19 protein-coding genes are annotated in these 23,357 nt (G+C 73.4%); 9 read left to right on the top strand and 10 right to left on the bottom strand.

What is annotated here, in order from left to right:
• Window positions 1-88 precede the first annotated feature (88 nt).
• The 3 genes from ACWDD9_RS06125 to ACWDD9_RS06115 all read left to right on the top strand — a co-directional run bounded on the left by ACWDD9_RS06125 (window position 89) and on the right by ACWDD9_RS06115 (window position 3,005).
• Window positions 89-523 (top strand): chromosome partitioning protein, encoded by a 435-nt coding sequence (locus tag ACWDD9_RS06125; protein ID WP_082346003.1) that lies wholly within the window; start codon window positions 89-91, stop codon window positions 521-523.
• Window positions 520-2,691, top strand: a complete 2,172-nt coding sequence (locus tag ACWDD9_RS06120) for an NACHT domain-containing protein (protein ID WP_449810907.1) — start codon at window positions 520-522, stop codon at window positions 2,689-2,691. Before ACWDD9_RS06125 ends, ACWDD9_RS06120 begins: the two co-directional genes overlap by 4 nt.
• A gap of 191 nt (window positions 2,692-2,882) precedes the next feature.
• Window positions 2,883-3,005 (top strand): hypothetical protein, encoded by a 123-nt coding sequence (locus ACWDD9_RS06115; protein WP_449810906.1) that lies wholly within the window; start codon window positions 2,883-2,885, stop codon window positions 3,003-3,005.
• 165 nt (window positions 3,006-3,170) lie between these two features.
• Here the strand turns inward: ACWDD9_RS06115 and ACWDD9_RS06110 are convergent, their stop codons facing one another.
• The 7 genes from ACWDD9_RS06110 to ACWDD9_RS06080 are packed head-to-tail and all read right to left on the bottom strand — an operon-like array spanning window position 3,171 to window position 10,472.
• Window positions 3,171-4,637 carry an alkaline phosphatase family protein gene (locus ACWDD9_RS06110; protein WP_449810905.1) on the bottom strand — a complete coding sequence of 489 codons (1,467 nt, stop codon included), beginning with the start codon at window positions 4,635-4,637 and terminating at the stop codon, window positions 3,171-3,173.
• Window positions 4,634-5,812 (bottom strand): metabolite traffic protein EboE, encoded by a 1,179-nt coding sequence (gene eboE / locus ACWDD9_RS06105; protein ID WP_449810904.1) that lies wholly within the window; start codon window positions 5,810-5,812, stop codon window positions 4,634-4,636. The genes ACWDD9_RS06110 and eboE overlap by 4 nt, the downstream gene beginning before the upstream one ends.
• Window positions 5,813-5,841: 29 nt before the next feature.
• A complete protein-coding gene (locus ACWDD9_RS06100; protein WP_375875912.1) occupies window positions 5,842-6,729 on the bottom strand; it encodes a TatD family hydrolase in 888 nt (295 codons plus the stop codon).
• Complete coding sequence (locus ACWDD9_RS06095; protein ID WP_449810903.1) at window positions 6,729-7,469, bottom strand: EboA domain-containing protein; 741 nt, start codon at window positions 7,467-7,469, stop codon at window positions 6,729-6,731. The genes ACWDD9_RS06100 and ACWDD9_RS06095 overlap by 1 nt, the downstream gene beginning before the upstream one ends.
• Complete coding sequence (locus ACWDD9_RS06090) at window positions 7,466-8,410, bottom strand: sugar phosphate isomerase/epimerase family protein (RefSeq protein WP_449810902.1); 945 nt, start codon at window positions 8,408-8,410, stop codon at window positions 7,466-7,468. The genes ACWDD9_RS06095 and ACWDD9_RS06090 overlap by 4 nt, the downstream gene beginning before the upstream one ends.
• Window positions 8,407-9,279, bottom strand: coding sequence for an SCO3242 family prenyltransferase (locus ACWDD9_RS06085; protein ID WP_449810901.1), 873 nt, complete (start codon window positions 9,277-9,279; stop codon window positions 8,407-8,409). Before ACWDD9_RS06085 ends, ACWDD9_RS06090 begins: the two co-directional genes overlap by 4 nt.
• Window positions 9,276-10,472: an inositol-3-phosphate synthase gene (locus tag ACWDD9_RS06080; RefSeq protein WP_449810900.1), complete on the bottom strand. Its 1,197-nt coding sequence runs from the start codon at window positions 10,470-10,472 to the stop codon at window positions 9,276-9,278. Before ACWDD9_RS06080 ends, ACWDD9_RS06085 begins: the two co-directional genes overlap by 4 nt.
• 334 nt (window positions 10,473-10,806) lie before the next feature.
• On the opposite strand from ACWDD9_RS06080, the gene ACWDD9_RS06075 reads away from it, so the two are divergent.
• From ACWDD9_RS06075 to ACWDD9_RS06060, 4 genes are all read left to right on the top strand, one after another.
• Entirely contained in the window at window positions 10,807-12,921 is a 2,115-nt protein-coding gene (locus ACWDD9_RS06075; protein ID WP_449810899.1) for a hypothetical protein, read from the top strand.
• Window positions 12,918-13,958, top strand: a complete 1,041-nt coding sequence (locus ACWDD9_RS06070) for a ferritin-like domain-containing protein (RefSeq protein WP_449810898.1) — start codon at window positions 12,918-12,920, stop codon at window positions 13,956-13,958. The genes ACWDD9_RS06075 and ACWDD9_RS06070 overlap by 4 nt, the downstream gene beginning before the upstream one ends.
• 147 nt (window positions 13,959-14,105) lie before the next feature.
• The gene (locus ACWDD9_RS06065; RefSeq protein WP_449810897.1) at window positions 14,106-15,503 is read left to right on the top strand and encodes a carotenoid oxygenase family protein; all 1,398 of its coding nucleotides are present in this window, start codon (window positions 14,106-14,108) and stop codon (window positions 15,501-15,503) included.
• Window positions 15,500-16,843 carry an aldehyde dehydrogenase family protein gene (locus ACWDD9_RS06060; protein ID WP_449810896.1) on the top strand — a complete coding sequence of 448 codons (1,344 nt, stop codon included), beginning with the start codon at window positions 15,500-15,502 and terminating at the stop codon, window positions 16,841-16,843. The genes ACWDD9_RS06065 and ACWDD9_RS06060 overlap by 4 nt, the downstream gene beginning before the upstream one ends.
• A 24-nt stretch (window positions 16,844-16,867) precedes the next feature.
• Here the strand turns inward: ACWDD9_RS06060 and ACWDD9_RS06055 are convergent, their stop codons facing one another.
• The gene (locus tag ACWDD9_RS06055) at window positions 16,868-17,611 is read right to left on the bottom strand and encodes a hypothetical protein (RefSeq protein ID WP_117485744.1); all 744 of its coding nucleotides are present in this window, start codon (window positions 17,609-17,611) and stop codon (window positions 16,868-16,870) included.
• A 261-nt stretch (window positions 17,612-17,872) separates the two neighbouring features.
• Complete coding sequence (locus ACWDD9_RS06050; RefSeq protein WP_449810895.1) at window positions 17,873-18,286, bottom strand: MarR family winged helix-turn-helix transcriptional regulator; 414 nt, start codon at window positions 18,284-18,286, stop codon at window positions 17,873-17,875.
• A gap of 82 nt (window positions 18,287-18,368) precedes the next feature.
• Between ACWDD9_RS06050 and ACWDD9_RS06045 the strand changes: the two genes are divergently transcribed.
• On the top strand, window positions 18,369-19,181 hold the full coding sequence (locus tag ACWDD9_RS06045; protein ID WP_049651750.1) for an SAM-dependent methyltransferase: 813 nt from the start codon (window positions 18,369-18,371) through the stop codon (window positions 19,179-19,181).
• 10 nt (window positions 19,182-19,191) lie between these two features.
• Here the strand turns inward: ACWDD9_RS06045 and ACWDD9_RS06040 are convergent, their stop codons facing one another.
• Entirely contained in the window at window positions 19,192-19,863 is a 672-nt protein-coding gene (locus ACWDD9_RS06040) for a helix-turn-helix transcriptional regulator (RefSeq protein ID WP_074003211.1), read from the bottom strand.
• Window positions 19,864-20,025: 162 nt separating this feature from the next.
• Between ACWDD9_RS06040 and ACWDD9_RS06035 the strand changes: the two genes are divergently transcribed.
• A complete protein-coding gene (locus ACWDD9_RS06035; RefSeq protein WP_449810894.1) occupies window positions 20,026-23,310 on the top strand; it encodes a cytochrome P450 in 3,285 nt (1,094 codons plus the stop codon).
• Window positions 23,311-23,357: the final 47 nt, after the last annotated feature.

The raw sequence follows: 23,357 nt of genomic DNA, 5'->3' as shown, positions 1-23,357 counted from the left end.
GGCGAGGGTCGGGAATCGTGCCACGCGGCCGAGCCGGTGCAGCTAGGGTCGGTACACCGACGAGACGTGTCCTGCAAAGGGAGCGAACATGGTGGGCGTGGAGCTGGCGGTCGGTTTCCTCTTCGCGTGGGCGGTGCGCAAGGCGAGGCGGGTGTCGGGCCGGATGGACGCGGAGGTCGACCACGCGCTGGACGCCGGGATGGACCGCCTGCACGAGGTGGTGGCGGTCCGCCTGGGCGCCGATCCGGCCCTGGAACGGATGATCCAGGAGGCCGATTCCGGTCTGACGGAGCCGACCGACCGTACCCGGCAGCGGCTGCGACTGGCCCTGGAGGAAGCGGTCGAGGACGACACCGGGTTCGCCGGGACACTGCGGGAGGCCGTGGCGGAAGTCCAGGCGGCCGAGGCCGCCGCCGATCCGGGCCGCGGCGGAAACACGATGACCGGGAACACCTTCCACGGGTCCACGGCGATCGTGGTCGGTGACCACGGCCACCAGGAGAACCGCTTCGGGGCCTCATGACCGCTACGGAGCCGGGCACGACCGGTGCGGAGCCGGGCGGCGAGCCGACCATCGTCTTCTACGGCCCGACCGCGATCCTGTCGGGCCCCAACGGCGTCCAGAACAACTACTTCACCCTGCGCTTCCCCGACCCGGTGGAGACGGCGGCGCAGCAGCTGGGCAATGTGGTGCTCGCGCAGTGGCGGCAGGAGGCCGCGCTGCGCGGCCTCCACGGGCCGGAGCCGATCCCGGTCCGGTGGTGCGCTCGATCCGGTGGCGCGTTCGGCGACCACCCCGACCTGACGGCGGACCCCGTCGAGGGGAGCGCCGCGGACCTGGCCTCCTTCGCCGGCGCGTTCCTGCGCCTGCCGCAGCGCCGGCTGGTCGTGCTGGGCGGGCCCGGCAGCGGAAAGACGACCCTGGCCGTGCTGCTGGTGATCGAACTGCTGCGGCGGATGCGCGAGGGAGAGCCGGTCCCCGTCCTGCTGTCGATCGCCTCCTGGCGGCCGCGCGTGGACCACCTGACCGAGTGGCTGGACCGGCAACTGCTGCGCGAGTACCCCTACCTGGGCCTCGAGACGGTCCGGCTGCTGCGCCGCGACCGGCGCATCATGCCGGTGCTCGACGGTCTGGACGAACTGCCCGCCGACGAACGGCCGGTGGCCCTGGAGAAGCTCAACGCCCTCGAGGACGGAACCCCCCTGGTCCTGACCTGCCGGACCGAGGACTACGTCGAGGCGATCGACGCCGCCCAGGTGCTCCGCTCGGCCGCCGTCGTCGAGGCCGAACCGCTGACCGCCGAGGAGGCCTCGCGGTACCTGCTCAGGAGTGCCACACCCCAGCACCAGGACCGCTGGCGCCCGCTCACGGACGCGCTGACGGAGGATCCGTCCTGCCCGGCGGCCGAGGTCCTGACGGTTCCGCTGATGCTGTGGCTGTGCCGGACCGCCTACCAGCGCCCGACCTCGGGCGGGGGTCCCGGAGACCTCGCCAAGCGGCGCTGCTTTCCCACCCCGGAGGCGATCGAGAGCCACCTGCTGGACTCCCTGGTCCCGTCGGTCTATCCCGCCGGTCCGCTGCCGTCGGCCCAACCCGGCCGGAAGGCGTCGGGCCGGTGGTCGCGGGAGGAGCGGAACCGGGATCCGGAGCGGGTGTCCCGCTGGCTGGGCTTCCTCGCCCGGCACCTCGAACGGCAGGAGCACCCTGACCTCGCCTGGTGGAAACTGGGCACCGCCATGCGGCTGGTGCCGCGCATGCTCCTCACCGGGTTCGTAACCGGGGCCTGTGTCGCCCTCGTCATCGGCGCCATGGACGGGGCCTTCGCCGTCTTCGACGACGCCGGGCCCCCGCGCGGCCTCACGGCGAGGCTCCACCACGGGTTCACCATGGCGGTGCTGGACGGACTGATCAACGGCCTCCCGGCCTTCCTGGCCTTCGCGCTCGTGCACGGGATCGGCTTCGTGTTCCGGGGCGCGGCCCTGGAACCGTCGCAGGTGCGGATACGCCTCGGCGGAAGGGCCGGAGGGGGTGCCAGATCCGGTTCCGAGATCCTCGCGCGCGCCGGGGTCGGGCTCGCGGCAGGGTTGGTGGGCGGGGCCGGGATCGGCCTCCTGCAGGGGGTCGGCAGCACCCTGCGCTCGGGGGACCCGGACTGGTACACGTACGGACTGGTGTCCGGGGTGGTCTACGGGGTCGTGTTCGGCCTCTCGGCCGGGCTCACCGGGGCGCTGATGGCCTGGTTCGAAGCCCGCGTCGCCATCGCGTCCGCCCCCGACCCCCGCGACCTGCTGGTCATGAACCGCAGGACCGTACTCCTGCAGTGGTTCATGTTCGCGCCGGTGTTCGGATGCCTGGTCGCGATCGGGAGCAAACCCGTCATCGCCCTCTTCGACCACCGGCTCTGGGGTCTCACGCTGGCCTGGAACGCCGAGATCGCGCTCAGGTTCGGACTCCTCACGACGTTCGGAGCCGGGCTCGGAACCATGCTCAGCCTGACCGCGTGGGGTCAGTGGACCCTCCTCGCGCGGATCTGGCTGCCGCTGACCGGACAACTGCCCCAGGCGGCGATGACCTTCCTGGAGGACGCCCATCAGCGGGGCGTGCTGCGCAAGGTCGGCGCGGTCTACGAGTTCCGCCACGTCCGGCTCCTGGAGCACTTCGCCCGGACACCTGGCCGCCGCCACCGGTAGGCCGAAGCGCCCGGGTGTCAACCGGCTGGAGGGCGTCTGGCGGACGGACGGGTACGGCACGGTCGTCGCGGTCCACGGGACCGCCCTCACCACCTACGACGTCACCAGGAACAGCTGCATACTCCGTCCTGACCGGGGCCCGGCGGATCGCGGTCGCGTCCTACTGCTTCGCCGCCGGCCTGCTGTTCCGTGTGACAGTCGAGGCCTCGACCGCGGCCGGCGTGGTTGGCGTCTCCCAACAACTCGGCAACGCACCGGAGTTGGTCGAACTCGCCCTGGAACGCTTCCACCAGGCACGCGACGCGAAGGTCTGACCGGCGGAACCTCGACCCCGCCGGTCCGGCCTGGTGGTGCTACAGGTCGTCGGTGAACAGCAGGAGGTTGGGGGTGCCCTCGCGCACGTCGGTCAGGACGTCCGGGGTGGCGGTGTACTGGAGGAAGTCGGAGACGTCGATCGGCTCGGCGTCCGGGAACGCGGACTACTCGTCCGTGAGTCGGGCGCCGGAGCGGACGCGGGGTGCGATGTGCCCCTCCCGGCCCGTGCCGCCCGCGAGTCGGAGGAGGAGGCCGGGCAGGTCGGTGGCGGCGTAGCGCGGCTGGACACGGGGGAGGCGGGTGGTGTCGGAGAGGAGGAGGACGGGGCCGTCGTCCGGGTCGTCGGGGAGGCGGCCGTGGCTGCCGCGGATGTGGGTGGCGTCGAGCGGGACGACGGACAGGGTGGAGCGAAGGCCGAGCCGGCGGCGGGCGAGGGCGGCAGCGGCCCGGAGTCGGACGAGGCGGTCGGCGGGGTCGAGGAGGAGTTCGGCGGGGTCGTAGCCGGGTTTGCGGTGGATCTCGACACAGCGGGCGAAGTCCGGGGCGCGGGTGTCGTCCAGCCAGTAGTAGTACGTGAACCAGGCGTTGGTGTTGGCGACGGCGACGAGTTCGCCCGCGCGGGCGTGGTCGATTCCGTACGCGGCCTTGCCCGCGCTGTCGAGGACGCGTTCCACTCCGGGTAGCGCTCGGACGAGCTCCGCGACGCGCGGCAGGTCGGCGGGGTCGGGCACGTAGAGGTGGGCCACCTGGTGGTCGGCGACGGCGAACGCCCGGGACGTGTACGGGTCGAGGTACTCCATCCCGGCCTGGGTGTACACCGTGAGGAGGCCGGCCGCGCGCAGCGCGCGGTTGATGTGGACGGGGTGGTCGACCGCGGTGATGCCGTACTCGGACAGCGCCACGACGGTGGTCCCGTGCTCCCGGGCCAGGTGGAGCAGGGGCGCGAGGACGGTGTCGAGGGCCCTGGCCGCGGCGGCGGCCTGGGGTGCGGCGGGGCCGAAGCGCTGGAGGTCGTAGTCGAGGTGCGGCAGGTAGGCGAGGGTCAGGTCGGGTGCGGCGGTGCGGATGACGTGCTCGGTGGCCCGGGCGATCCACCTGCTGGAGGCGATGGAGGCGCGGGGCCCCCAGTAGTCGAAGAGCGGGAACGGTCCGAGGGCGTCGGTCAGTTCGTCGCGCAGGCCCGGTGGGACGGTGTAGCAGTCGGGGGACTTGTGGCCGTCCGCGTGGTAGACGGGGCGCGGGGTGACGGTGATGTCGGTGCCGGCGCCCATGGCGTACCACCAGCAGATGTTGGCGACGCGGTAGCCCGGGTGGCGCCGCCTGGCGGTGTCCCACACCTTCTCGCCCTCCACCAGCAGGTTGTGCTGGCGCCACAGGAGCACCTCGCCGAGGTCGCGGAAGTACCAGCCGTTCCCGACGATCCCGTGTCGGCTCGGGGGGAGCCCGGTCAGCAGGCTGGCCTGGACGGAGCAGGTGACCGCGGGGAAGACCGGTTCCAGCTGGGCGCCGTGCCCCTGGGTGTCGCCGTTGGGTTCGGCGACGGCCCGCAGGTGCGGCATGTGGCGCAGGAGGCGGGGGGTGAGCGCGGCGACGTTCAGCACCAGCAGGGGCGTGGGGCGGCCGGTGGTCACGAGGTGTGCTCCCGCAGTCCGGCGGCGAGCAACTGCTGGCGGGTCCAGGCGAGTTCGGCGGCGATGCCCGCGACCAGTGCCTCGTCGTCGGACGGCCGGTCCCGGCCCGGGAGCACCGACCAGGTGTACGTCTCGACCTCCAGGTGGTCGGTGACGGGGTGCGGGCCGTGGACGAGGGCGCGGATGGCGTCGGTCAGCACCGGCCCGGTCGCGGTGAGCGGCGGCTCCGGGTCGGCGTGCACGGGGACGTGGAAGTGCACCCGCCACGGGCGCGGATCGGCGTCGTCGGCCGGGGAGCGGAGGGCGAGGTCGAGGTCGTCCCACCGCTCCGGGCGGGGGCCGGCGGGCTCGGCGCGGGTCTGGTGCAGGAACCGCGGCTCGGCGAAGCGCGCGAGCGCCCGCCGTACGGCGGGGTCGGAGGGATCGTCGGCCTGGAGGGCGCTGGAGAGCTGGGCCTTGACGACGGGCAGGCCGGCGTCGGCCAGGCCGCGGAGGGCGGACGGCGGGTCCTCGAAGTCGACGGCGAGGTGGCAGACGTCCAGGCAGACGCCGATGCGCTCGGTGTCGAGCCCGGTGAGCCGTGCGCAGGCGTCGCTCACGGTGGAGACCACGCAGCCCGGTTCGGGTTCCAGGCCGACCCGGACGCGGCGGCCGGAGTCGGACTCCGACTTGGCGAGCCCTTCGGCCAGTTCGTCCAGGCCGCGGCGGGCGCGGTCCTGGTGTCCGGTCGTCCAGCCGACCCGCCAGCCCAGGGGGAGCGTGGAGATGCTCCCGCGGGCCGCGTCCTCGGGCAGCAGTGCGGACAGCACCCGGGCCAGGTCGAGGGTGTACGCCAGGCGGGCCGGGTCGCTCCAGTCCGGCCGGTAGACGGCCCGTTTGACGACCGGCTCGTGGAAGCCGCGGTAGGGGAAGCCGTTGAGGGTGACGACTTCGAGCCCCCGGGTGGACAGTTCACGGCGCAGCCGGTCCAGGGCCGTCGCGTCCGTCGCCAGGGTGCGCGCCACGTCGTGGGCGAGCCACAGGCCCAGGCCCAGGGACGGCGCCGCGAGCCGTTCGCGGACGGGCTCGGCGTGGACCGCGAGTTGAGCCAGGACGCCGTCGAGGTCCTCCGCGGGGTGGACGTTGGTGCAGTAGGCGAGGTGGACGGTGCTGCCGTCGGGGTGGCGCAGGCGCATCGGGGGCGGTCTCCTTGCTCCGGGAAGGGCTACTCGCCGCGGGCGATGGAGTTCCCCAGGTACACGGCGTCGCCGGCCCGCTCGTGGGGCTCCTCGCGGTGGTCCGGCGTGTCGGGACCGTCCACCGGCAGGGTCAGGCGTCCGCTCTGGCCGTAGAAGGCGACCGGGTTGCGCCACATCACCTCGTCGACCTGGTCGGCGGTGAAGCCGGCTTCGAGCATCGCCTCCGCCGTGCGCCGGGTCGCCAGCGGGTCGCTGCGGCCCCAGTCGGCCGCGGAGTTGACCAGCACCCGGTGGGTTCCGTGGCGCTTGAGGAGCTGCACCAGGCGGTGGGGGTCCATCTTGGTGTGCGGGTAGACGGAGAACCCCGTCCAGCAGCCGGTGTCGGCGACCTCCGTCACGGTCAGCTCGGTCAGGTGGTCGACCAGGACCAGGTCGGGAGCGATCCCGCACTCGCGGAGCACGGCGAGCGTGCGCCTGGTCCCGACGGCCTTGTCCCGGTGCGGGGTGTGCACCAGGACGGGCAGTTCGTGGTCCATGGCGAGCCGGACCTGGGTGGCGAGCGCGTGGTCCTCCTCCGGGGTGACGGAGTCGTAGCCGACCTCGCCCACCGCCACCACCGCGTCCTTGTCCAGGTAGCGGGGCAGCACGTCGAGGACGGCGGTGCAGCGGGGGTCGTTGGCCTCCTTCGGGTTGAGGGCCAGGGCGCAGTGGTGGCGGATACCGAACTGGGCCGCCCGGAAGGGTTCCCAGCCGATCAGGGAGTCGAAGTAGTCGACGAAGCTGGCGACGTCCGTGCGGGGCTGGCCCAGCCAGAACGCCGGTTCCACGACGGCCCGGATGCCGGCGTCCCGCATCGTCTGGTAGTCGTCGGTCGTCCGCGAGGTCATGTGGATGTGGGGGTCGAAGATGCGCATCAGGTCCCGGCAGGGTGAGGGGGCGGAAGGGGCTCGGTCGCGGCCGGTCGGGGGCCGGCCAGCGCGCGCACGTCGCCCGGTACGGGGCGTCCGGCGCTGGTGAGTTCACGGGCGTGCGTCGCGGCCATCCGGGCCAGTTCGGCGTCGGTCCGGTGGGGCAGCCCGGCCACGGCCCGCAGGGGGACGGAGCAGTGCAGGCACTTCAGGACGGCCTCCCGGTAGGCGGGCGCCGGCAGGTGCCGCGCCCCGTAGGGGCCCAGTGCGGCGGCCAGCAGCCGGGGGTCGTTGGCGCGCAGCGCGTCGGACACCAGGGGGACGGCGTCGTCCCGCAGGCCGTACGGGGCCAGCAGGTCCAGCGGGCCGAGGGCGCGGAGCACGCCGCGCCGTTCCGCGGCGTCCCCGTGGCGGTAGACGGCGGACGCCCGGACGGCGGGGCCGTCGGCGGGGGCCGGGGCGGCGGCCAGTAGCAGGGCCCGTACGGCGTCGTCCACGGTCCAGGCCAGCGCTTCCGCGGGGACCGCGGGCGCCGGGTCCTGATGCGGTGCGGGGGCCGCCGCCAGCAGTGCCCGGCCGCCCCGGCGGCCCGCCTCGGCGAAGCGCCGGGGCAGGGCCTGGTCGGGTTCGGCGGCCACCTCGGTCAGGGCCGTGGCCAGCCAGTGGGCGGCGTCCGGTGTGAGCTGCCGGTCGAGGGCGGCGCGCAGGTCGCGGACGGTCACCCGGGCGGCGTTGCCGAAGCTCATCGCGGTGTCCGGGTGCCGTGCGCCGCGTCGGCGGCGGCTCGCAGGAAGGCCAGCGAGCGCGCGGCGAGCTGCGGCGCGGCGTGGCTGTGCCGCGGCAGTTCGACGCTGACCAGTCCCGGGAAGCCGGTGCGGCGCAGCGCGTCCAGCACGGGCGGGAAGTCGATCTCGCCCTGCCCGAACTCCAGGTGCTCGTGCACGCCCCTGCGCATGTCCTCGATCTGGACGTTGACCAGGTGCGGCCCGGCCCGTACGACGCAGTCGGGCACCGGGGCGGACTCCAGGCAGCGGCAGTGGCCGATGTCGAGGGTCAGCCCGAGAGCGGGCGGATCGCCGAGGCGGCGGCGCAGCAGCTCGTAGGCGTCCAGGGTGTCGACGAGCATGCCCGGTTCCGGCTCGAAGCCCAGGACGACGCCGTGGCGGTCCGCCTCCGCCACCGCCCACCCGCAGCCGTGGACCAGTCGTTCCCACGCCACCCGGGACGGCACGCCCGGGGCGGGCACGCCGCTCCACAGCGACACGGCCCCCGCGTTCAGATCGGCGGCCACCCGCATCGCCAGACCCAGGTACTCCAGCCGACGGCTCGGATCCTCGTCGACGAGCGTGGGGGCGTGCTTGGTCCACGGGTCGAGCAGGTAGCGGGCGCCGGTCTCCACCACGGTCTCCAGGCCCGTCTCGGCGAGTCGCCGGGCGACCCGCGCGACCCGCCGGGACAGCCCGGGGGCGAACGGGTCGAGGTGGCAGTGGTCCAGGGTGAGGGCGATCCCGTCGTAGCCGAGGTCCGCCAGCACGGCGATGGCCTCGGTCAGGCGGTGCCCGGCGAACCCGTTGGTGCCGTAGCCGAACCGCAGCCCCGTGTCCGCGCGTACGGCGTCCGTCCGTACGGCGTCCGTTCGTACGGGGCCGGGCTGCGTGTGGCCCTGGTCGGTGACCGTGCCGGTCATGTGGGGGACAGCTTTCGGAACAGGCGGCGGGCCACCGGCGCCGCGGCGAGCAGGGACAGGGCCACGGGCAGGGCGTCGGCGCGGCAGGCGCACGCGGCCTGGAGGGGGAGGACGGCGGCGATGCCGGCGGTGACGGCCTGTTGGAGGCGTCGCGGGTCGAGCCGGCCCGCCGCGGCTTGGGCGCCGCCGAAGCCGGCGACGTACACGGCGAGGGCGGCGAGGCGGACCGCCCGGCGACCCGGGGCGCCGCCTGCACCCGGGGCGGCGGCCACGGCGGCGACGGCGCAGGTGGCGGCCGCGGTGGCGGGGAGGAGCAGGCCGTCCGCGCCCCGGACTTCGTGGCGGCTGAGCGCGCAGACCACGAGGGTGTGCGCGCCGACCAGCGCGGCGGCGGGCGCGGCCGCGCGCAGCCCGCGGCCCCCGGCGCCCAGGAGGACGTCGAGGCCGCGGGCGGCGGCCATGCTGACGGGCCCGGCGACGGGACGGCCCTTGAGGCCCAGGTCGTAGCTCCAGACCACGGCCGCCAACGGCACCGCGACGGACAGGGCCCCGCGCCCACCGCCCGCCGCGGCGAGGGCGAGCCCCGTCCCGGTGAGGCCGGCGGCCAGGGAGAGGGCGACCGAAGGCTCCACCCGGCCGGAGGGGATCGGACGGTGCGGACGCTCGACCGCGTCGGTGTGCCGGTCGGCGTAGTCGTTGAGGGCCATGCCCGCCCAGTAGAAGCAGACCGAGGACAGGGCCAGCAGTCCGGTGGCCGGTCCGAGCGGGCGGCCGGCCAGCGTCGCCCCGACCAGGGGGTCGCCGGGCACGGTGATCGCGGCCGGTGCCCGGACGAGTTCGGCGACGGTGCCGAGGGCCGGGAGCCTCATGTGCGCGGCCCGCCGCCCGCGGTCGCCGCCGCGGTCTCCGCCGCGAACGCCCGCAAGGCCTGGTACTGGTCGGTCAGGGCGTAACCACCCGAGCCGACCGGGTCCTTGAAGAAGAAGCCCAGGGCCCCGAGCGGGCCCGAGACGCCCGCCGCGTGCGCGGTGGCGGTGAGCCGGACGAGATCCAGCACGAGCGGTGCGGCCAGTGCCGAGTCGCAGCCCTGCCAGGTGAACTGGAAGCTCATCCGCGCCCCGAGGAACCCTTCGAAGGCCACGTGGTCCCAGGCGGTCTTCCATTCGCCGAGCGCCGGTACGCAGTCGATGTGCACCGAGCCCTCCACCGGGTGCCCCAGCATGCGGCCCAGGCCCCGCCGCTTGGACGCCGTCTTGCTGGCGGCGGCGCCCGGATCGGCCAGGGTGGCGCCGTCCCCGCCGCCCAGCAGGTTCGTGCCGGACCAGGCCCGCACCTTCAACGCGCGGACGGCGAACATCGGTGCCAGGACCGACTGCACCAGCGTCTCGCCGGTCTTGGCGTCGCTGCCCGCGTACGGCAGGCCGCGCGCGCGGGCCAGGGCGTCCAGCGCGGGCAGCCGGGCACCGGTGGAGGGGGTGAAGTCCACGTAGGGGCAGTCGGCGGTGAAGGCCGCGTAGGCGTAGAGCGAGCTGGCCGGCAGGACGTCGGCCGGGCCGCGCAGGGCCGCCTCCAGGAGGTCGAGGTCGTGGTGCTCGGGGCGGTCCGGCACCGGTGCCTCGGTGGAGGCCACGTTGACGACCACGACGCGGTCCAGGCCCAGACGCCGCCGGAAGCCCTCGATGTCGACGGCGAGCGCCCGGGCCGCCACCGCCTGGGGCAGTCCGCTCCGACCGGTGGCGTAGCCCGGGCGGATCTCCTGGTCGGCGGCGACGACGGCCTTCTCCAGCGGTTCGAGCAGCCGCTGCGGCACCACCCCGGACTCGGCCAGCTCGGCGGCCCGGACGGGCAGGGGGACGGAGCCGGTGTCGTGCCCGCCGAAGACCAGGGCGCCGAGTGGCGGCAGCCGGGCCCCGGGGAAGTCCTCGCTCGCGGTGACGCACCCCGTCGGCTCGGCCAGCCCCGCACCGACCGCCGCCGCGCCCACCACGGTGGTGGTGGCCACCGAGCCGCGCGCCCCCACCAGCCAGACCCCCGTCCGGGGCCCCGCTCCCGGTTCCGGCATGTGCCAGGCTCCTTCCGCTCGCCGGTCCGCGGTCACTCTCCGTCGATTCGGCGGAAATGCCGCAGGACCCTATCCGTTGTCACGTCGTCAACGATCCATCTATGCCGACGGCGGACGTTCCACTCACATCGGTGCGGCAGGAATCACCCGAATCGGCCTGGGCCGGAATCATGCGATCGCGGGGTGACTGACGCCGAGTGAACACCCTCGGCTGTCCGGGTCGAGGCGGGCTAGGGATCAAGGTGCGGTGGTACATCGCTGGCGGCTTCCCGCCAACCCCCTAGGAGGTGCTGTGAGCGTCCTTTCCGTTCCCCGGGTTTTCTTCCGGGGTCAGATGACCTTCAATCCGGCGACCATGAACAACAACGGCCTGTTCCCGACGTACGACTTCCGGACGGCGGAGCTGAACTGGAATTATCTCAAGGACAAGAAAATCACCCCGGACAATTTCCGGGAGGCCTTTCCGAAGTGGGCGTTCAGCATGCAGACGGGCCAAGGCCCGGACGGGAAGGAGACGGAGGAGCCCCCTTCGGGGTGGAGTGCCTACGGCGGCAACGACTGGTGGCTCCACGTGCAGCCCCGTGACGCGCCGGACGGCAAGGGCGTCCTCACGACCGTGACCGGGGGGCAGACCGCGTACGGAGCGGATCCGTCGATCCCGGGCGACCCGCTGCTCGGCGCCGTCGTCAACCTGGCCGGGGACTCGTTCCCGATCGCCGACCTCACCCCGGAGGAGCAGACCGGCGACGGCCACTTCCCCAGGGCCGCATTCCACACCAGCGCGAGCATGGCGGACAACAACCCGGATTCGGTCTGGAGCCCCTGCTTCTTCGCCAGGCGCATCCAGATCGGCAGCAGAACCAGCCCGGAGGGATTCTTCTACGGCGACATCGAGGACGGCCTCCAGCTGCCGGCGCGCTGGCAGAATTTCAGCCGCAACCTGAATCTGAAAGGGGACGTCTACCGCGACGGGGTCGGCGCCACCGTCGTCCAGGCGTGCGTGGGCCGGGAAAATCTCCACTTCACCTCCGACAAATCGCCACTGCTGAACGCGCTCAAGAAGGAGATGGATTCCCAGAAGGCCCGCGGAATCATGATGCGGTACTCCGTCTATCTGACCCACTACTTCAACGCACTCGAGTTCGCCGGCTGCAAGACCCAGAAGGAGCGGTTCGAGAAACTGCTGGACCTGTGGGAGCAGGACCGAAAAGCGGGGAATCCGCCACGTCGGAACACCTGCCTTTCCCGGGTGGTCGGCACGATCGGCCTGTGGCACGAGAGCGAGCCGGCTTCGGTACCCGGCGGGCGGTTCCTGGCGCCGGCGAACTCGGTGAAGGTCCTCGATTCGGAGAAGAATCCGGTGGACGCCTGGTTCGGGCCGGCGGTGGCGGAGGTCAACCGGAATGCCGGGGGCACCCGCTACGTCAGCCTCGACCTGGGGGCCACGATCCCGGAGAAGGACGCCAGCGGTGACAAGGAGACGTCCTTCGGAACTCTGGAGCTCGTCGTCGCCGGCGCCGCCACCATCGAGACCGTGGCGGAGATCAAGCCCGATGTCTACGACAGGAGCGGCTACGAGCTGACCTCCGGCATCATCGACGTGCCGGTCGACGGCAAGGTGACCGACGCGGACCTGGCCGACGGGGTCCTGGGCATCCGGTGCAAGCCGAATGCCGAGCAGGTCACGATGCTGACGGAGAAGGTGCTCACGGCCCAGACCGAATTGCGATCGATCTACGTCGACCAGAGCGACAAGGACCGGGTGGTGGTGGTCGAGGTCCGGGACCGGGGTGCGATCCCCACCCGCAAGGTCGGGCTGGTCGTCCAGCAGTACCTGCCGGACCCGCCGCCACCCATGCAGAACGGCTCCTTCTGGAAGAAACCGGAGAAGAAGGAGGAGGAAGTCCTCACCATCACCAAGGTCGGGCCGGTGGTGAACGGCCGCGCGGAGATCGGGTTCACCGTGGTGAGCGGTCTCGAAGCCCCCAACCTCCCGGTCATCGCCTTCTTTCCCTACTACCTCGACGGGAGTCCGGACGTTCCGCCGGAAAGGGTGGGGTTCGTGGGAGCGCCGTGGTCCTTCGTCTCGGCGTTCTACTGCTGTGTGCGGATGCTGCCCTTCGACGACCAGCTCCCCGAGGACTTCCGGAAGTACTGCGAGGAGCACCACAACGACCCGGCCGCCGCCTGGGACTACGTCTACAAGCGGGTGCTCTACGTGTACGACATGATCTTCCCGGTCATGAAGTACTACGCCGCGCTCGACCTGGGGGACAGGACGGCCGTCGAACGGAACATCGACCAGATCCTGGAACTGTCCTCGGTCTCCATGGCGAACTCCTCGCTCTACATGCCCGTCACCAGGGACCTGTCCAGCGGCAAGCGCAAGGTTCTGGAGATGTACCGCACCCTGCTCAGGACCGGAAAGCCGAAGGAGGTCACCTCATGACCTTCGAGGACGACATCAAGAAACTGCGGGAGATGCTGCAGAGCGCCTGCCTGGTCGAGTTCTCCACCATCCCCGCCTACCTGACGGGCTGGTGGTCGATCAAGGACCGTCGGAGCACCGCGGCCAAACTCATCCGGGAGCTGGTGACCGTCGAGATGCGGCACCTGTCGATCGCCGCGAACGTCCTGATCGCCACCGGTGCCGACCCCGACATCAAGGCCGTCGCCTCCCTCCCCTATCCGCGCTTCTTCAGTGCCCCCGGCCCCATGGAGATCCAACTCCAGCCCTTCGGGGACTCCTTCCTGGCCATGGGCATGTGCATCGAGTCCCCGGGGCCCGTCGACGAAGGGACCCTGCCGGAGGGGCTCAGGGCTGCACTGCCGGTCACCGCCGAGTTCGACCCGCGGTTGCACACCCCGATCCTCCCCGACCCGGGTGAGACGATCGGGCAGTTCTACCGGGACCTCATGCAGCACCTAAAGGACTGCGTCCACCTGTACGGGGAGAAGGCCGTGTTCCCGGCCGGGCGCCTCGACCGCCAGTACGCCTACTTCGGGCAGGACTGCATCACCGTGGAAGGCCTGGACGACGCGCTGACGCTCATGCAGGACATCATTTGGGAGGGTGAAGGGGACGGCGGAGGAATCCTGGACTCCAACCGCGACCTGTCGCACTACTTCACGTTCCACGAGCTGAGCGTCGGAAGGTTCTACCGGCAGGACGACAAACCGCTCGACCCCACCGGCGACGGCTTCCACGTCCCGAAAGGGGACGAGGTCGTGAACACACTCGTGAACCCCAAGCTGGCGAATTACGAGGAGAGCCCGGACGCCCTCAAGGCCGCCCTCGGCTTCACGGAGCTCTACCAGAAGATGATCACAGACCTGGATGCCGGGTTCCGAGGACGCCCGGCCCTGATCGACGTGGCGATCGGACGGATGCGCCAGCTCCTGGCCCGCGCCGACGAGGTGCTGGTCTGCAAGCTGAAGGGCATGGACTACTACGCGGCCCCGACCTTCGAGCTGCCCGACCAGTGAGCCGGCGGTGCGGCGGACCCCCGGCTCCTCCAGGCTCCCTCCCGCCGTTGCCCGGCGGGCCGTCACCCGCCGGTGGGTGGCTCGTTGAGCCGGGTGCGCCGCCCCGCGTGCGCAGTGGTAGTCGGAAGCGGCCTGAGGGAGTCTGCGGTGTCCACCGTCACCAACCCGTTCACCGGTGGCTACGCCCCGGTGGAGGAGGAAGTCACGGCCTTCGACCTGCCGGTCACGGGGACGATCCCGGCCGAGCTCAACGGCCGGTACCTGCGCAACGGGCCCAACGGGATGCGGCCGGAGGACCCGCGGCCGCGGCACCTGTTCGCCGGGTACGCCATGGTGCACGGGGTGCGGCTGCTCGACGGGCGGGCCCGGTGGTACCGCAACCGGCTGGTCCGCAGCGCCGCCGTGGCCGAGGCGCTGGGGGAGCGGCTGCGCCCCGGCGCCGTGCCGCGGATCGCCGACGTCGCGCCCAACACCCACGTGATCGGGCACGCCGACCGCACCCTCGCGCTGGTCGAGGGCGGCTTCCGCCCGTACGAACTCTCCTACGAGATCGAGACGGTGGGGGCCGGCGACTTCTGCGGCACGCTGCCCGACGGGTTCGCCGCCCACCCCAAGCTCGATCCGGTCACCGGCGAGCTGCACGCGATCACCTGGCAGCGGGACGACAGCGAGCGGCTGCGCCACCTGGTGGTCTCCCCGGAGGGCGTCGTCGTGCGCGCCGTGGACATCCCGGTCCCGCACCGGCCGGTGGTGCACGACATGGCGCTGACCCGGAACTTCGCCGTCGTCCTCGACCTCGCGGGGCGCGTCAGCATGCCCGACAACCTGGCACGCAAGACGTATCCGGCGGTCTGGGACGAGACCCGCGGCGCGCGGGTCGGGCTGCTGCCCCGCGACGGCACCGAGGTCCGCTGGTTCGAGGTCGAGCCCTGCTTCGTCTTCCACACCCTCAACGCCCACGAGGACGGCGACCGGGTCGTCGTCGACGTGGTCCGCTACCCGAGGATGTTCGCCGGCGGCGCGGTGGACGGGCAGAGCAGCCCCACCCTGGACCGCTGGACGGTCGACACCGTCTCCGGCACGGTCACCGAGACCCGGCTGGACGACCGGCCGCAGGAGTTCCCGGCGGTCAACCCGGCGGTGCTCGGCGGCGCCCACCGCTACGGCTACTCCACCGTGGCCACCCAGCTGCTGCGCCACCTCGCAGCGACGGCCGACGACCTGGACGCGCTGCCCCCGGAGGCCGCCGGGGACGCGCTGATCAAGCACGACCTGCGACAGCAGTCCAGCACCGTACGGCAGTTCGGCGCGGGCCGGTACACCGGTGAGGTCTCCTTCGTGCCGAGGGAGGGCGCCCGCGGCGAGGACGACGGCTACCTGCTGACCTACGTCCACGACCCCGAGCGGGGCGCGAGCGACCTGGTCGTCCTCTCCGCCGAGGACTTCACCGGCGCCCCGCTCGCCACCGTCCACCTGCCGGTGCGGGTGCCGGCCGGCTTCCACGGCAGCTGGATCCCCGACCCCGTCCGAGAGGACTCTCAGTGAACACGCCGGCTGTGACCGCGCCCTCCGTATCCGCCCCGGCCGAGACCGTCGCCCGGCTGCGCGCGGCCTTCCACACCGGCCGCACCCGGCCGCTCGCCTGGCGCACCGAGCAGCTGGCCGGGCTGCGCGCCCTGCTGACCGGCCACCGCGAGGAGATCGCCGAGGCCCTCCACGCCGACCTGCGCAAGCCGCGCGCCGAGACCGACATCGCCGAAGTCGACTTCACCGTACGGGAGGTCGACCACACCCTGCAGAACCTGGAGCAGTGGCTGCGCCCCGAGCCGGTGCCCGCCGCCGCGCTCACCCGGCTGCCGCCGGGGACCAGCGCCCACACCGGCCACGCCCCGCTCGGGACCGTCCTGGTGATCGCGCCCTGGAACTACCCGGTGCAGCTGCTGCTGGTGCCGGTGGCGGGCGCGATCGCCGCCGGCAACACGGTGCTCGCCAAGCCGAGCGAACTGGCCCCGGCCTGCTCGGCCCTGCTGGCACGGCTGCTGCCCCGGTACGTCGACCCGGCGGCGATCGCCGTGGTGGAGGGCGGCGGGGAGACGACCACCGCCCTGCTCGCCGAGCGCTTCGACCACATCCTCTACACCGGCAACGCCCGCTTCGGCCGGACGGTGCTGCGGGCCGCCGCCGAGCACCTGACCCCGGTCACCCTCGAACTGGGCGGCAAGTCACCGGTGTTCGTGGACCGCGGCGTCGACCCCGGGCCGGTCGCCGCCCGGCTGGCCCGCGCCAAGTTCGCCAACGCGGGGCAGACCTGCGTGGCCCCCGACTACCTGCTGACCGACCCGGCCACGGCCCGCGCGCTGGAAGGCGCCCTGGCGCGCGCCGTCACCGAGCTGTACGGCCCCGACCCGGCGCGGTCACCGGCGTACGGGCGCATCGTCGACGAGCGGCACTTCGACCGGGTCGTCGCCCTCCTCGACTCGGGCCGTACGGTCTTCGGCGGGCAGCACGACCGCGCGGACCGCTACATCGCGCCCACCCTGCTGGCCGAGGTGGAGCCGGACGCCCCGGTCATGCGGGAGGAGGTCTTCGGCCCCGTCCTGCCCGTCGTCGAGGTCGCCGGCCTCGACGAGGCCATCGCCTTCATCAACGACCGGGACCACCCCCTCGCCCTCTACGCCTTCACCGAGGACGGGCACGCACGCCGCCGCCTGGCCGAGGAGACCGCCTCCGGCGCCCTCAACTTCGGCCTCCCGGTGGCCCACCTGGGCATCCCGGAACTCCCCTTCGGCGGCGTGGGGGAGAGCGGCTCCGGCCGCTACCACGGCCGCTGGTCCCTCGACACCTTCAGCCACCGCCGGGCCTGCCTGGACGCGCCCCTGGTGTGACCGGCCGGGTCCGGATCTCCCCGGCTAGTAGTCCCAGGACATCGTGGCGGTGATGGCGGTCAGGACCAGCCAGCCGATGAGGGGGAGGGCGATGGTGAGGGCGAAGGGCCACTGGGCGGTGATGAGGATGATGCTGCCGAGGACGGTGAAGAGGACCAGGAAGGGGAGGACGGCGAGCGGGAGCGCCCAGCTGACGAGGCGGCGCAGGAGGAGGCCGTAGACGGCGAGGACGGTTCCCGTGCCGACCAGGAGGGCGAGCTTGAGGGCGGTGAGCCAGGGGGTGCTCTGGACGGTGGAGCGGTGGCCCTGGTGGGAGAGCTCGACCACGCGGCCCCGCCAGAGGGTCAGGTCCACGTTGACGCCGTTCTCCAGGCTGTCGTAGAGGCCCTCGGTGACGCTGTAGGTGGCGGTGGGCACCGTCTCGCGGGAGACGGTCAGGCCGTAGGTGGTGGAGTCTCCGTTCGAGTCGGTCTTCTTGGCCGTCACCCGGCCGGTCTCCTGCTTGGTGCAGTCCGCGCCGGGTGCGGTGGCGGGGGCGCCGCAGACCGGGGCGCCGCGGTAGGCGAGCGCCTCGTCGAAGGTGTCGACGAACCAGGAGAAGCCGAGGGCGACGGTGGACAGGCCGATGACGACCAGCAGGGCCTGGGCCACGATCCGGGCGGCCGGGGTGACGGACCGCCGGCTGTGGTGCCGGGGGCGGCGGGGTGGCGGGGAGGCCGCCTGGTCGGTCGGCGGAGTCGGAACGCGGTCGGTCGGCGGCTCACTCATCGTCGTCGCTCAGCGCCGGCCCCGCCAGCTCGCGCTCCCGGTGCAGCCGGTCCCGGAGCTCCGCCGTCTCCCGCAGCCCGTCGCCGCCGGCGACCCTGATCCGCGCGTCCATCGCACTCCCTCGGCCTCGCCCGGGCGCCTCCCGGGTTCAGTCGGGATGATGGCAGGGGCCGGCGGTGGCGGGGGAGTGGCCTGGCGAGCTTGTGACCGACTTGTGGAACTCGGCCGGGGCGTGGGGCTGGTGGTGTGCCCGGCGACGGGTCAGGGCAGCAGCAGGCCGGCGAGTTCGTCCAGCAGTTCGGTGACCCTGCGGGCCTTCTCCGGGTCGGGGACGGCCTTGGTGATGACGGGCTCGGCGGGCTGGGCGACGTGGGCGCGGATGGCGTGCCGGGCCGACTCGGAGACGGTCAGCAGGGTGCGGCGCCCGTCGGCGGGGTCGGCGGCGGCGTCGAGCAGGCCGCGTTCGCGCAGCCGGGCGACGGAGACCGAGACGTGGCTCTGGGCGAAGCCGGTGCGGACCCGGATCTCCTGGACGGAGGTGGCGGGGTGGCGGTACACGTCGGAGACCACGGCGATCTCCCCGGCGCTGAGGTGCTCGGCGGCCGGGTCGGTGATCATCGCGCGGCCGAGTTCCGTCAGCCGCTTGCCGAGTCTGAGGAGTTGCACGCCGTCCATGCCCGCAAGAATACATCTTCACCGATATATCTCCACCAATACATCTTCACTGATGCATCGGCGCCGATGTAGATTGCCGAGCATGACGACCTCCGAACCGCTCAGCCCGGTCTCCCGCACCGCCCTGTCCGTGGCCCGGGTGCGGGCCTACGAGAGCTCCCGACCCGACCCGCTCTTCGTCGACCCGTACGCCCTCGCCTTCGTGGACGCCGCCGGCCTCGAACCCGCCCTCTCCGGCCCGGTCAGCAGCCTCGCCAAGGCCCTCGTCGCCCACGGCATCCTGCGCACCCGCTTCTACGACGACCGGCTGCCGGCCGCCGGCGCCGACCAGGTGGTGGTGCTGGCGGCGGGCCTGGACACCCGCGCCTACCGGCTGGACTGGCCGTCCGGCACCCGGGTGTTCGAGCTCGACCTCGGCCCGGTGCTGGACTTCAAGCAGCAGGTCCTGGACGGCCTCGGCGCCGTGCCGAAGGCCCGGCGCACCGCCCTGCCCGTCGACCTGGTCGACCCGCGGTGGCCCGAGCGGCTGGTCGCCGCCGGCTTCGACCCGGCCCGGCGCTCGGTCTGGCTCGCCGAAGGCCTGCTGGTCTACCTCGCCCCGGACGAGGCGGCCGGGCTGCTCACGGCGGTGGCCGGGCTGGCCGCCCCGGGCAGCCGCCTCCTGCTGGAGCAGGGCGGGGACGTGAGCCGCACACCGCAGGACCCGGCGCTCACCCACCTCACCGGCCTGTGGCGCGGCGGGCTCGGCCCGGGCACCGGCGACTGGCTGGCCGGGCACGGCTGGACGGTGGAGACCACCGCCCTGACCCGGCTCGCGGAGACGTACGGGCGCCCGCTCCCGGACCCGTCGACCACGAGGGCGTTCATCGAGGCGGAGCGGCGTACCGCGGACTGACGCCGAGGCATCACTCCGGGCCGGCGGGCTGGGGCGGCCAGGTGTCCGGGGCCAGGACGCCGGTGGTGTAGGCGCGGGCGACCAGGGCGGTGCGGTTGGGGACGCGCCAGCGGCGGGAGAGCCGGGCCAGGTGGTAGTTGACGCCGTCCGGAGTGATGCCGAGGGCCCGGGCGATCTGCGCGGTGGTGTCGCCCCGGGCCGCGGCGGCGAGGATGCGGGCCTCGACCGGGCTGGCCTCGGCTCGGGGGCCGGACGGCGGGGCCTCGGCCGCGGGCTCCGCCGCCTGCAGCGACAGCAGGAGGTTCGGGGTCTGCTCCGGGGTGTCGCTGACCAGGTCGACGGTCATCTCGCCGTGCCGCTCGGTGCCGCCGGCGGGCGTCCAGGAGACCCGGGCCGGGTACTGCGAGCGGCGGTGCAGCCGGACGGCCTCGGTGAGCGCCTCCAGCGTGCCGGTGTCCCGCAGGGTGAAGAACTCCAGAATCCTACGGTGGCGCAACTGGCCCGGCAAGCAGCCGAATTCGGCTGCCATCGCGCGGTTGACGATCAGGATCTGCCCGCCGAACTCGCACACCGCGATGGGCATCGGCACGTGGTCCATCAGCCGCAGCGCCCGGTTGCGCCAGATCACCGCCGGGTCCAGGCGGCCGCCCGGCAGGGGGGCGCAGTCCTCGGTCGATCGCATCGGTGGTTCTCCTCTCCGGGGCCAGGGCTGACGGTTCGTGGGCAAGCCCGTCGGAGCCCCTGGTACTACACAATCATGTAGTGATCGGGGTCTGACCTTCCGCCTGGTGGGCGCACAGTGGTGGAAGACCGAAGTTTTCCTGCCGTGGGAGGGGCCACAGCGATGACCGAGACCGTGGAGAGCACGACCGAGGGCCAGTGGACGGCCGAGGACGGGTGGACGGACGGCGGCGAGCGGGCGGACGGGGCCGGGAGCGGTCGGGCCGTCCCCCTGGTGGACATCTCGTCGGCGCCGCCGATCGCCGCCCCGATGCTGCGCACCATGGAACTGGCCAGAGAGCACGGCCCGGCCTTCGTCCAGCGGCTGCACGGCCGGGACAGCCTGATCGTCAGCGGGCTGGAGCTGGTCGAGGAGCTCGCCGACGAGACCCGGTTCACCAAGTCGATCGGCCCGGGCCTGGAGAACGTCCGCCAGTTCACCGGCGACGGTCTGTTCACCGCCTACAACGACGAGCCCAACTGGGCCCGGGCGCACGACATCCTGATGCCCGCCTTCGCGCTCGGCTCGATGCGTACCTACCACCCGGTGATGCTGCGGGTGGCCCGCCGGCTGGTCGACTCCTGGGACCGCCGGGAGGCCGCCGGACTGCCCGTGGACGTGCCCGGCGACATGACCCGGATGACCCTGGACACCATCGGACTGGCCGGCTTCGGCTTCGACTTCGGCTCCTTCGAGCGGGACGAGCCGCACCCCTTCGTCGAGGCGATGGTGCGCTGCCTGGGCTGGGCGATGAACAGGCTCACCCGTGACCCGGAGGCCGACCACCGCGAGCGGGACACCGCCTTCCGGGCCGACGCCGACTACCTGGCCGCCGTGGTGGACGAGGTGATCGCCGCCCGCTCCGCGGAGGGAACCGCCGGGGAGGGAGCTGTTGGGGAGGGCGAGCAGGCCCTGGCCGAGGACCTGCTGGGCCTGATGCTCGGCGCGGTCCGCCCCTCGGACGGGACCCGGCTGGACGCCGAGAACATCCGCAACCAGGTGATCACCTTCCTGATCGCCGGCCACGAGACCACCTCGGGCGCGCTCTCCTTCGCGATGTACTACCTGGTCAAGCACCCGACGGTGCTGCGCCAGGTGCAGCGGGAGGTGGACGAGCTCTGGGGCGACCAGGCCGACCCGGAGCCCTCCTACGAGGACGTCGGACGGCTGCGCCACACCCGCCAGGTGCTCAACGAGGCGCTGCGGCTGTGGCCGACGGCGCCCGCGTTCAGCCGGGAGGCCCGCGAGGACACCCTGCTCGGCGGCCGCATCCCGCTGCGCGCCGGGGAGACCGTCTTCGTCTCCACGCCGATGCTGCACCGGGACCCGTCGTGGGGCGACAACCCGGAGCTGTTCGACCCGTCCCGGTTCGACCCCGAGTGCGAGGAGGCCCGCTCCCCGCACGCCTTCAAGCCCTTCGGAACCGGCGAACGCGCCTGCATCGGACGGCAGTTCGCGCTGCACGAGGCCGTCATGCTGCTCGGCATGCTGGTCCACCGCTACCGGCTGATCGACCACACCGACTACCGGCTGACCATCAAGCAGACGCTCACCATCAAGCCCGACGACTTCACCCTCGGCCTCGCCCGGCGCACGCCCGGCCGGGCCGCGACCGCCTCCGGCTCCGGCTCCACCGCTGCTGCCACCGGCAGTGCCGAGCGGCCCGGGACGGCCGGGCGGGTCCGCCAGGGGACCGGGCTGCTGCTCCTGCACGGCTCCAACTACGGCGCCTGCCGGGAGTTCAGCCGGCAGCTCGCGGAGGCCGCCGCCGACCTCGGCTGCGAGACGGAGACCGCCCCGCTGGACGCGTACGCGGACGGGCTGCCCACCGACCGGCCGGTGGTGATCACCGCCGCCTCGTACAACGGGCAGCCGACCGACGACGCGGCCCGGTTCGTCCGCCGGCTCCAGGAGGCCCAGGAGGCTCAGGACGCCGGGGAGGGGCAGGAGGGCGGGACGGCCGAGGGCGTCGAGTACGCGGTGCTCGGCATCGGCGACCGCACCTACGCCGCGACCTACCAGCGCGTCCCGGGGCTGATCGACGACCGGCTCGCCGCGCTCGGCGGCACCCGGCTGCTGGCCCGCGCCGAGGCCGACGCCTCCGGCGACCTGGCCGGCACCGTACGGCAGTTCACCGCCGAGCTGCGCGAGACCCTGCTGGCGCGCTACGGGGACGCCGACGCCCCCGCCGAGGCGCGGCCGGCGGCCGCCTACTCGGTGACCGAGGTGACCGGCGGCCCGCTGGCCGCGCTGGCCGCCCGGCACGGCATGGCGGAGCTGACCGTCACCGCCGTCGGCAGCCTGACCGACCCCGCCTACCACCGGGTCAAGCGGCTGGTCCGGCTGGCCCTGCCGGAGGGCACCGGCTACCGGACCGCCGACCACCTCACCGTGCTCCCGGCCAACGACCCGGCGCTGGTCGAGCGCGCCGCCAAGCTGTTCGGCGCCGACCTCGACACGGTGCTGGGCATCGTGGCGCACCGGCGCACCGGACTGGCCGTCGACCGCCCGCTGACGGTGCGCGAACTGCTCACCCGCCACGTCGAGTTGCAGGACCGGCCGAGCGCCGAGCAGCGCGCCGCCCTGGCCTCGCTCAACCCCTGCCCGCCCGAGCAGGCCGCGCTGCGGGCGCTGCCCGAGGACGACCCGCGCACCCTGCTGGACCTGGTCGAGGACCACCCGGCCCTCCAGGGGCGGCTCGGCTGGCCGGTGCTGCTGGAGCTGCTGCCGCCGATCCGGCCGCGGCACTACTCGATCTCCTCCTCGCCGGCCGGCGACCCGGGCCGGGCGGAGCTGATGGTCTCGGTGCTCAGCGGGCCGGCCCGTTCGGGCCGGGGCACCTTCCGGGGCACCGGCTCCGGCTACCTCGACCGGGTGGCCGTCGGCGACACCGTGCTGGCCCGGGTCCAGCCCTGCCGGGAGGCGTTCCGGATCGGCCACCGGACCCCGGTGGTCATGATCGCGGCCGGCACCGGCCTGGCGCCCTTCCGGGGCGCCGTCGCCGACCGCCGGGCGCTGCTCGCCGAGGGGGCCGGGCTCGCCCCGGCGCTGCTGTACTTCGGCTGCGACGACCCGGACGCGGACTACCTGCACCGCGGTGAGCTGGAGGCGGCCGAGCAGGCCGGCGCGGTCTCGCTGCGGCCCGCCTTCAGCGAGCGGCCGCGGGACGGGCGGCGCTACGTGCAGGACCGGATCGCCGCCGAGGCGGCCGAGGTCTGGGAGCTGCTCGACGCCGGTGCCGAGGTGTACGTGTGCGGCGACGGCGCCCGGATGGCGCCGGGCGTCCGGGAGGCCTTCCGGACGCTGTACCGCGAGCGCGTCCCGGGCGCGGACGAGCAGCGGGCGCAGGCCTGGCTGCAGGGGCTGATCGAGGCCGGGCGGTACGTCGAGGACGTGTACGCCGGCTGACGGTTCACCCCTCCCGAGACGGCCGTGGGCCTGCCGCACCGGTGCGG

It is taken from the genome of Kitasatospora sp. NPDC001119 (assembly GCF_053598475.1).
Note: the sequence above shows the minus strand (reverse complement) of the source record. Positions and strands in the feature narration are given on the sequence as shown.

Bases quoted from the DNA above. Each gene is read 5' to 3' on its own strand.
- ACWDD9_RS06125 (WP_082346003.1), top strand. From the start codon at position 89: ATGGTGGGCGTGGAGCTGGCGGTCGGTTTCCTCTTCGCGTGGGCGGTG.
- ACWDD9_RS06120 (WP_449810907.1), top strand. From the start codon at position 520: ATGACCGCTACGGAGCCGGGCACGACCGGTGCGGAGCCGGGCGGCGAG.
- eboE (WP_449810904.1), bottom strand. From the start codon at position 5,812: ATGCGCCTGCGCCACCCCGACGGCAGCACCGTCCACCTCGCCTACTGC.
- ACWDD9_RS06100 (WP_375875912.1), bottom strand. From the start codon at position 6,729: ATGCGCATCTTCGACCCCCACATCCACATGACCTCGCGGACGACCGAC.
- ACWDD9_RS06095 (WP_449810903.1), bottom strand. From the start codon at position 7,469: ATGAGCTTCGGCAACGCCGCCCGGGTGACCGTCCGCGACCTGCGCGCC.
- ACWDD9_RS06090 (WP_449810902.1), bottom strand. From the start codon at position 8,410: ATGACCGGCACGGTCACCGACCAGGGCCACACGCAGCCCGGCCCCGTA.
- ACWDD9_RS06085 (WP_449810901.1), bottom strand. From the start codon at position 9,279: ATGAGGCTCCCGGCCCTCGGCACCGTCGCCGAACTCGTCCGGGCACCG.
- ACWDD9_RS06080 (WP_449810900.1), bottom strand. From the start codon at position 10,472: ATGCCGGAACCGGGAGCGGGGCCCCGGACGGGGGTCTGGCTGGTGGGG.
- ACWDD9_RS06075 (WP_449810899.1), top strand. From the start codon at position 10,807: ATGACCTTCAATCCGGCGACCATGAACAACAACGGCCTGTTCCCGACG.
- ACWDD9_RS06070 (WP_449810898.1), top strand. From the start codon at position 12,918: ATGACCTTCGAGGACGACATCAAGAAACTGCGGGAGATGCTGCAGAGC.
- ACWDD9_RS06055 (WP_117485744.1), bottom strand. From the start codon at position 17,611: ATGAGTGAGCCGCCGACCGACCGCGTTCCGACTCCGCCGACCGACCAG.
- ACWDD9_RS06050 (WP_449810895.1), bottom strand. From the start codon at position 18,286: ATGGACGGCGTGCAACTCCTCAGACTCGGCAAGCGGCTGACGGAACTC.
- ACWDD9_RS06045 (WP_049651750.1), top strand. From the start codon at position 18,369: ATGACGACCTCCGAACCGCTCAGCCCGGTCTCCCGCACCGCCCTGTCC.
- ACWDD9_RS06040 (WP_074003211.1), bottom strand. From the start codon at position 19,863: ATGCGATCGACCGAGGACTGCGCCCCCCTGCCGGGCGGCCGCCTGGAC.
- ACWDD9_RS06035 (WP_449810894.1), top strand. From the start codon at position 20,026: ATGACCGAGACCGTGGAGAGCACGACCGAGGGCCAGTGGACGGCCGAG.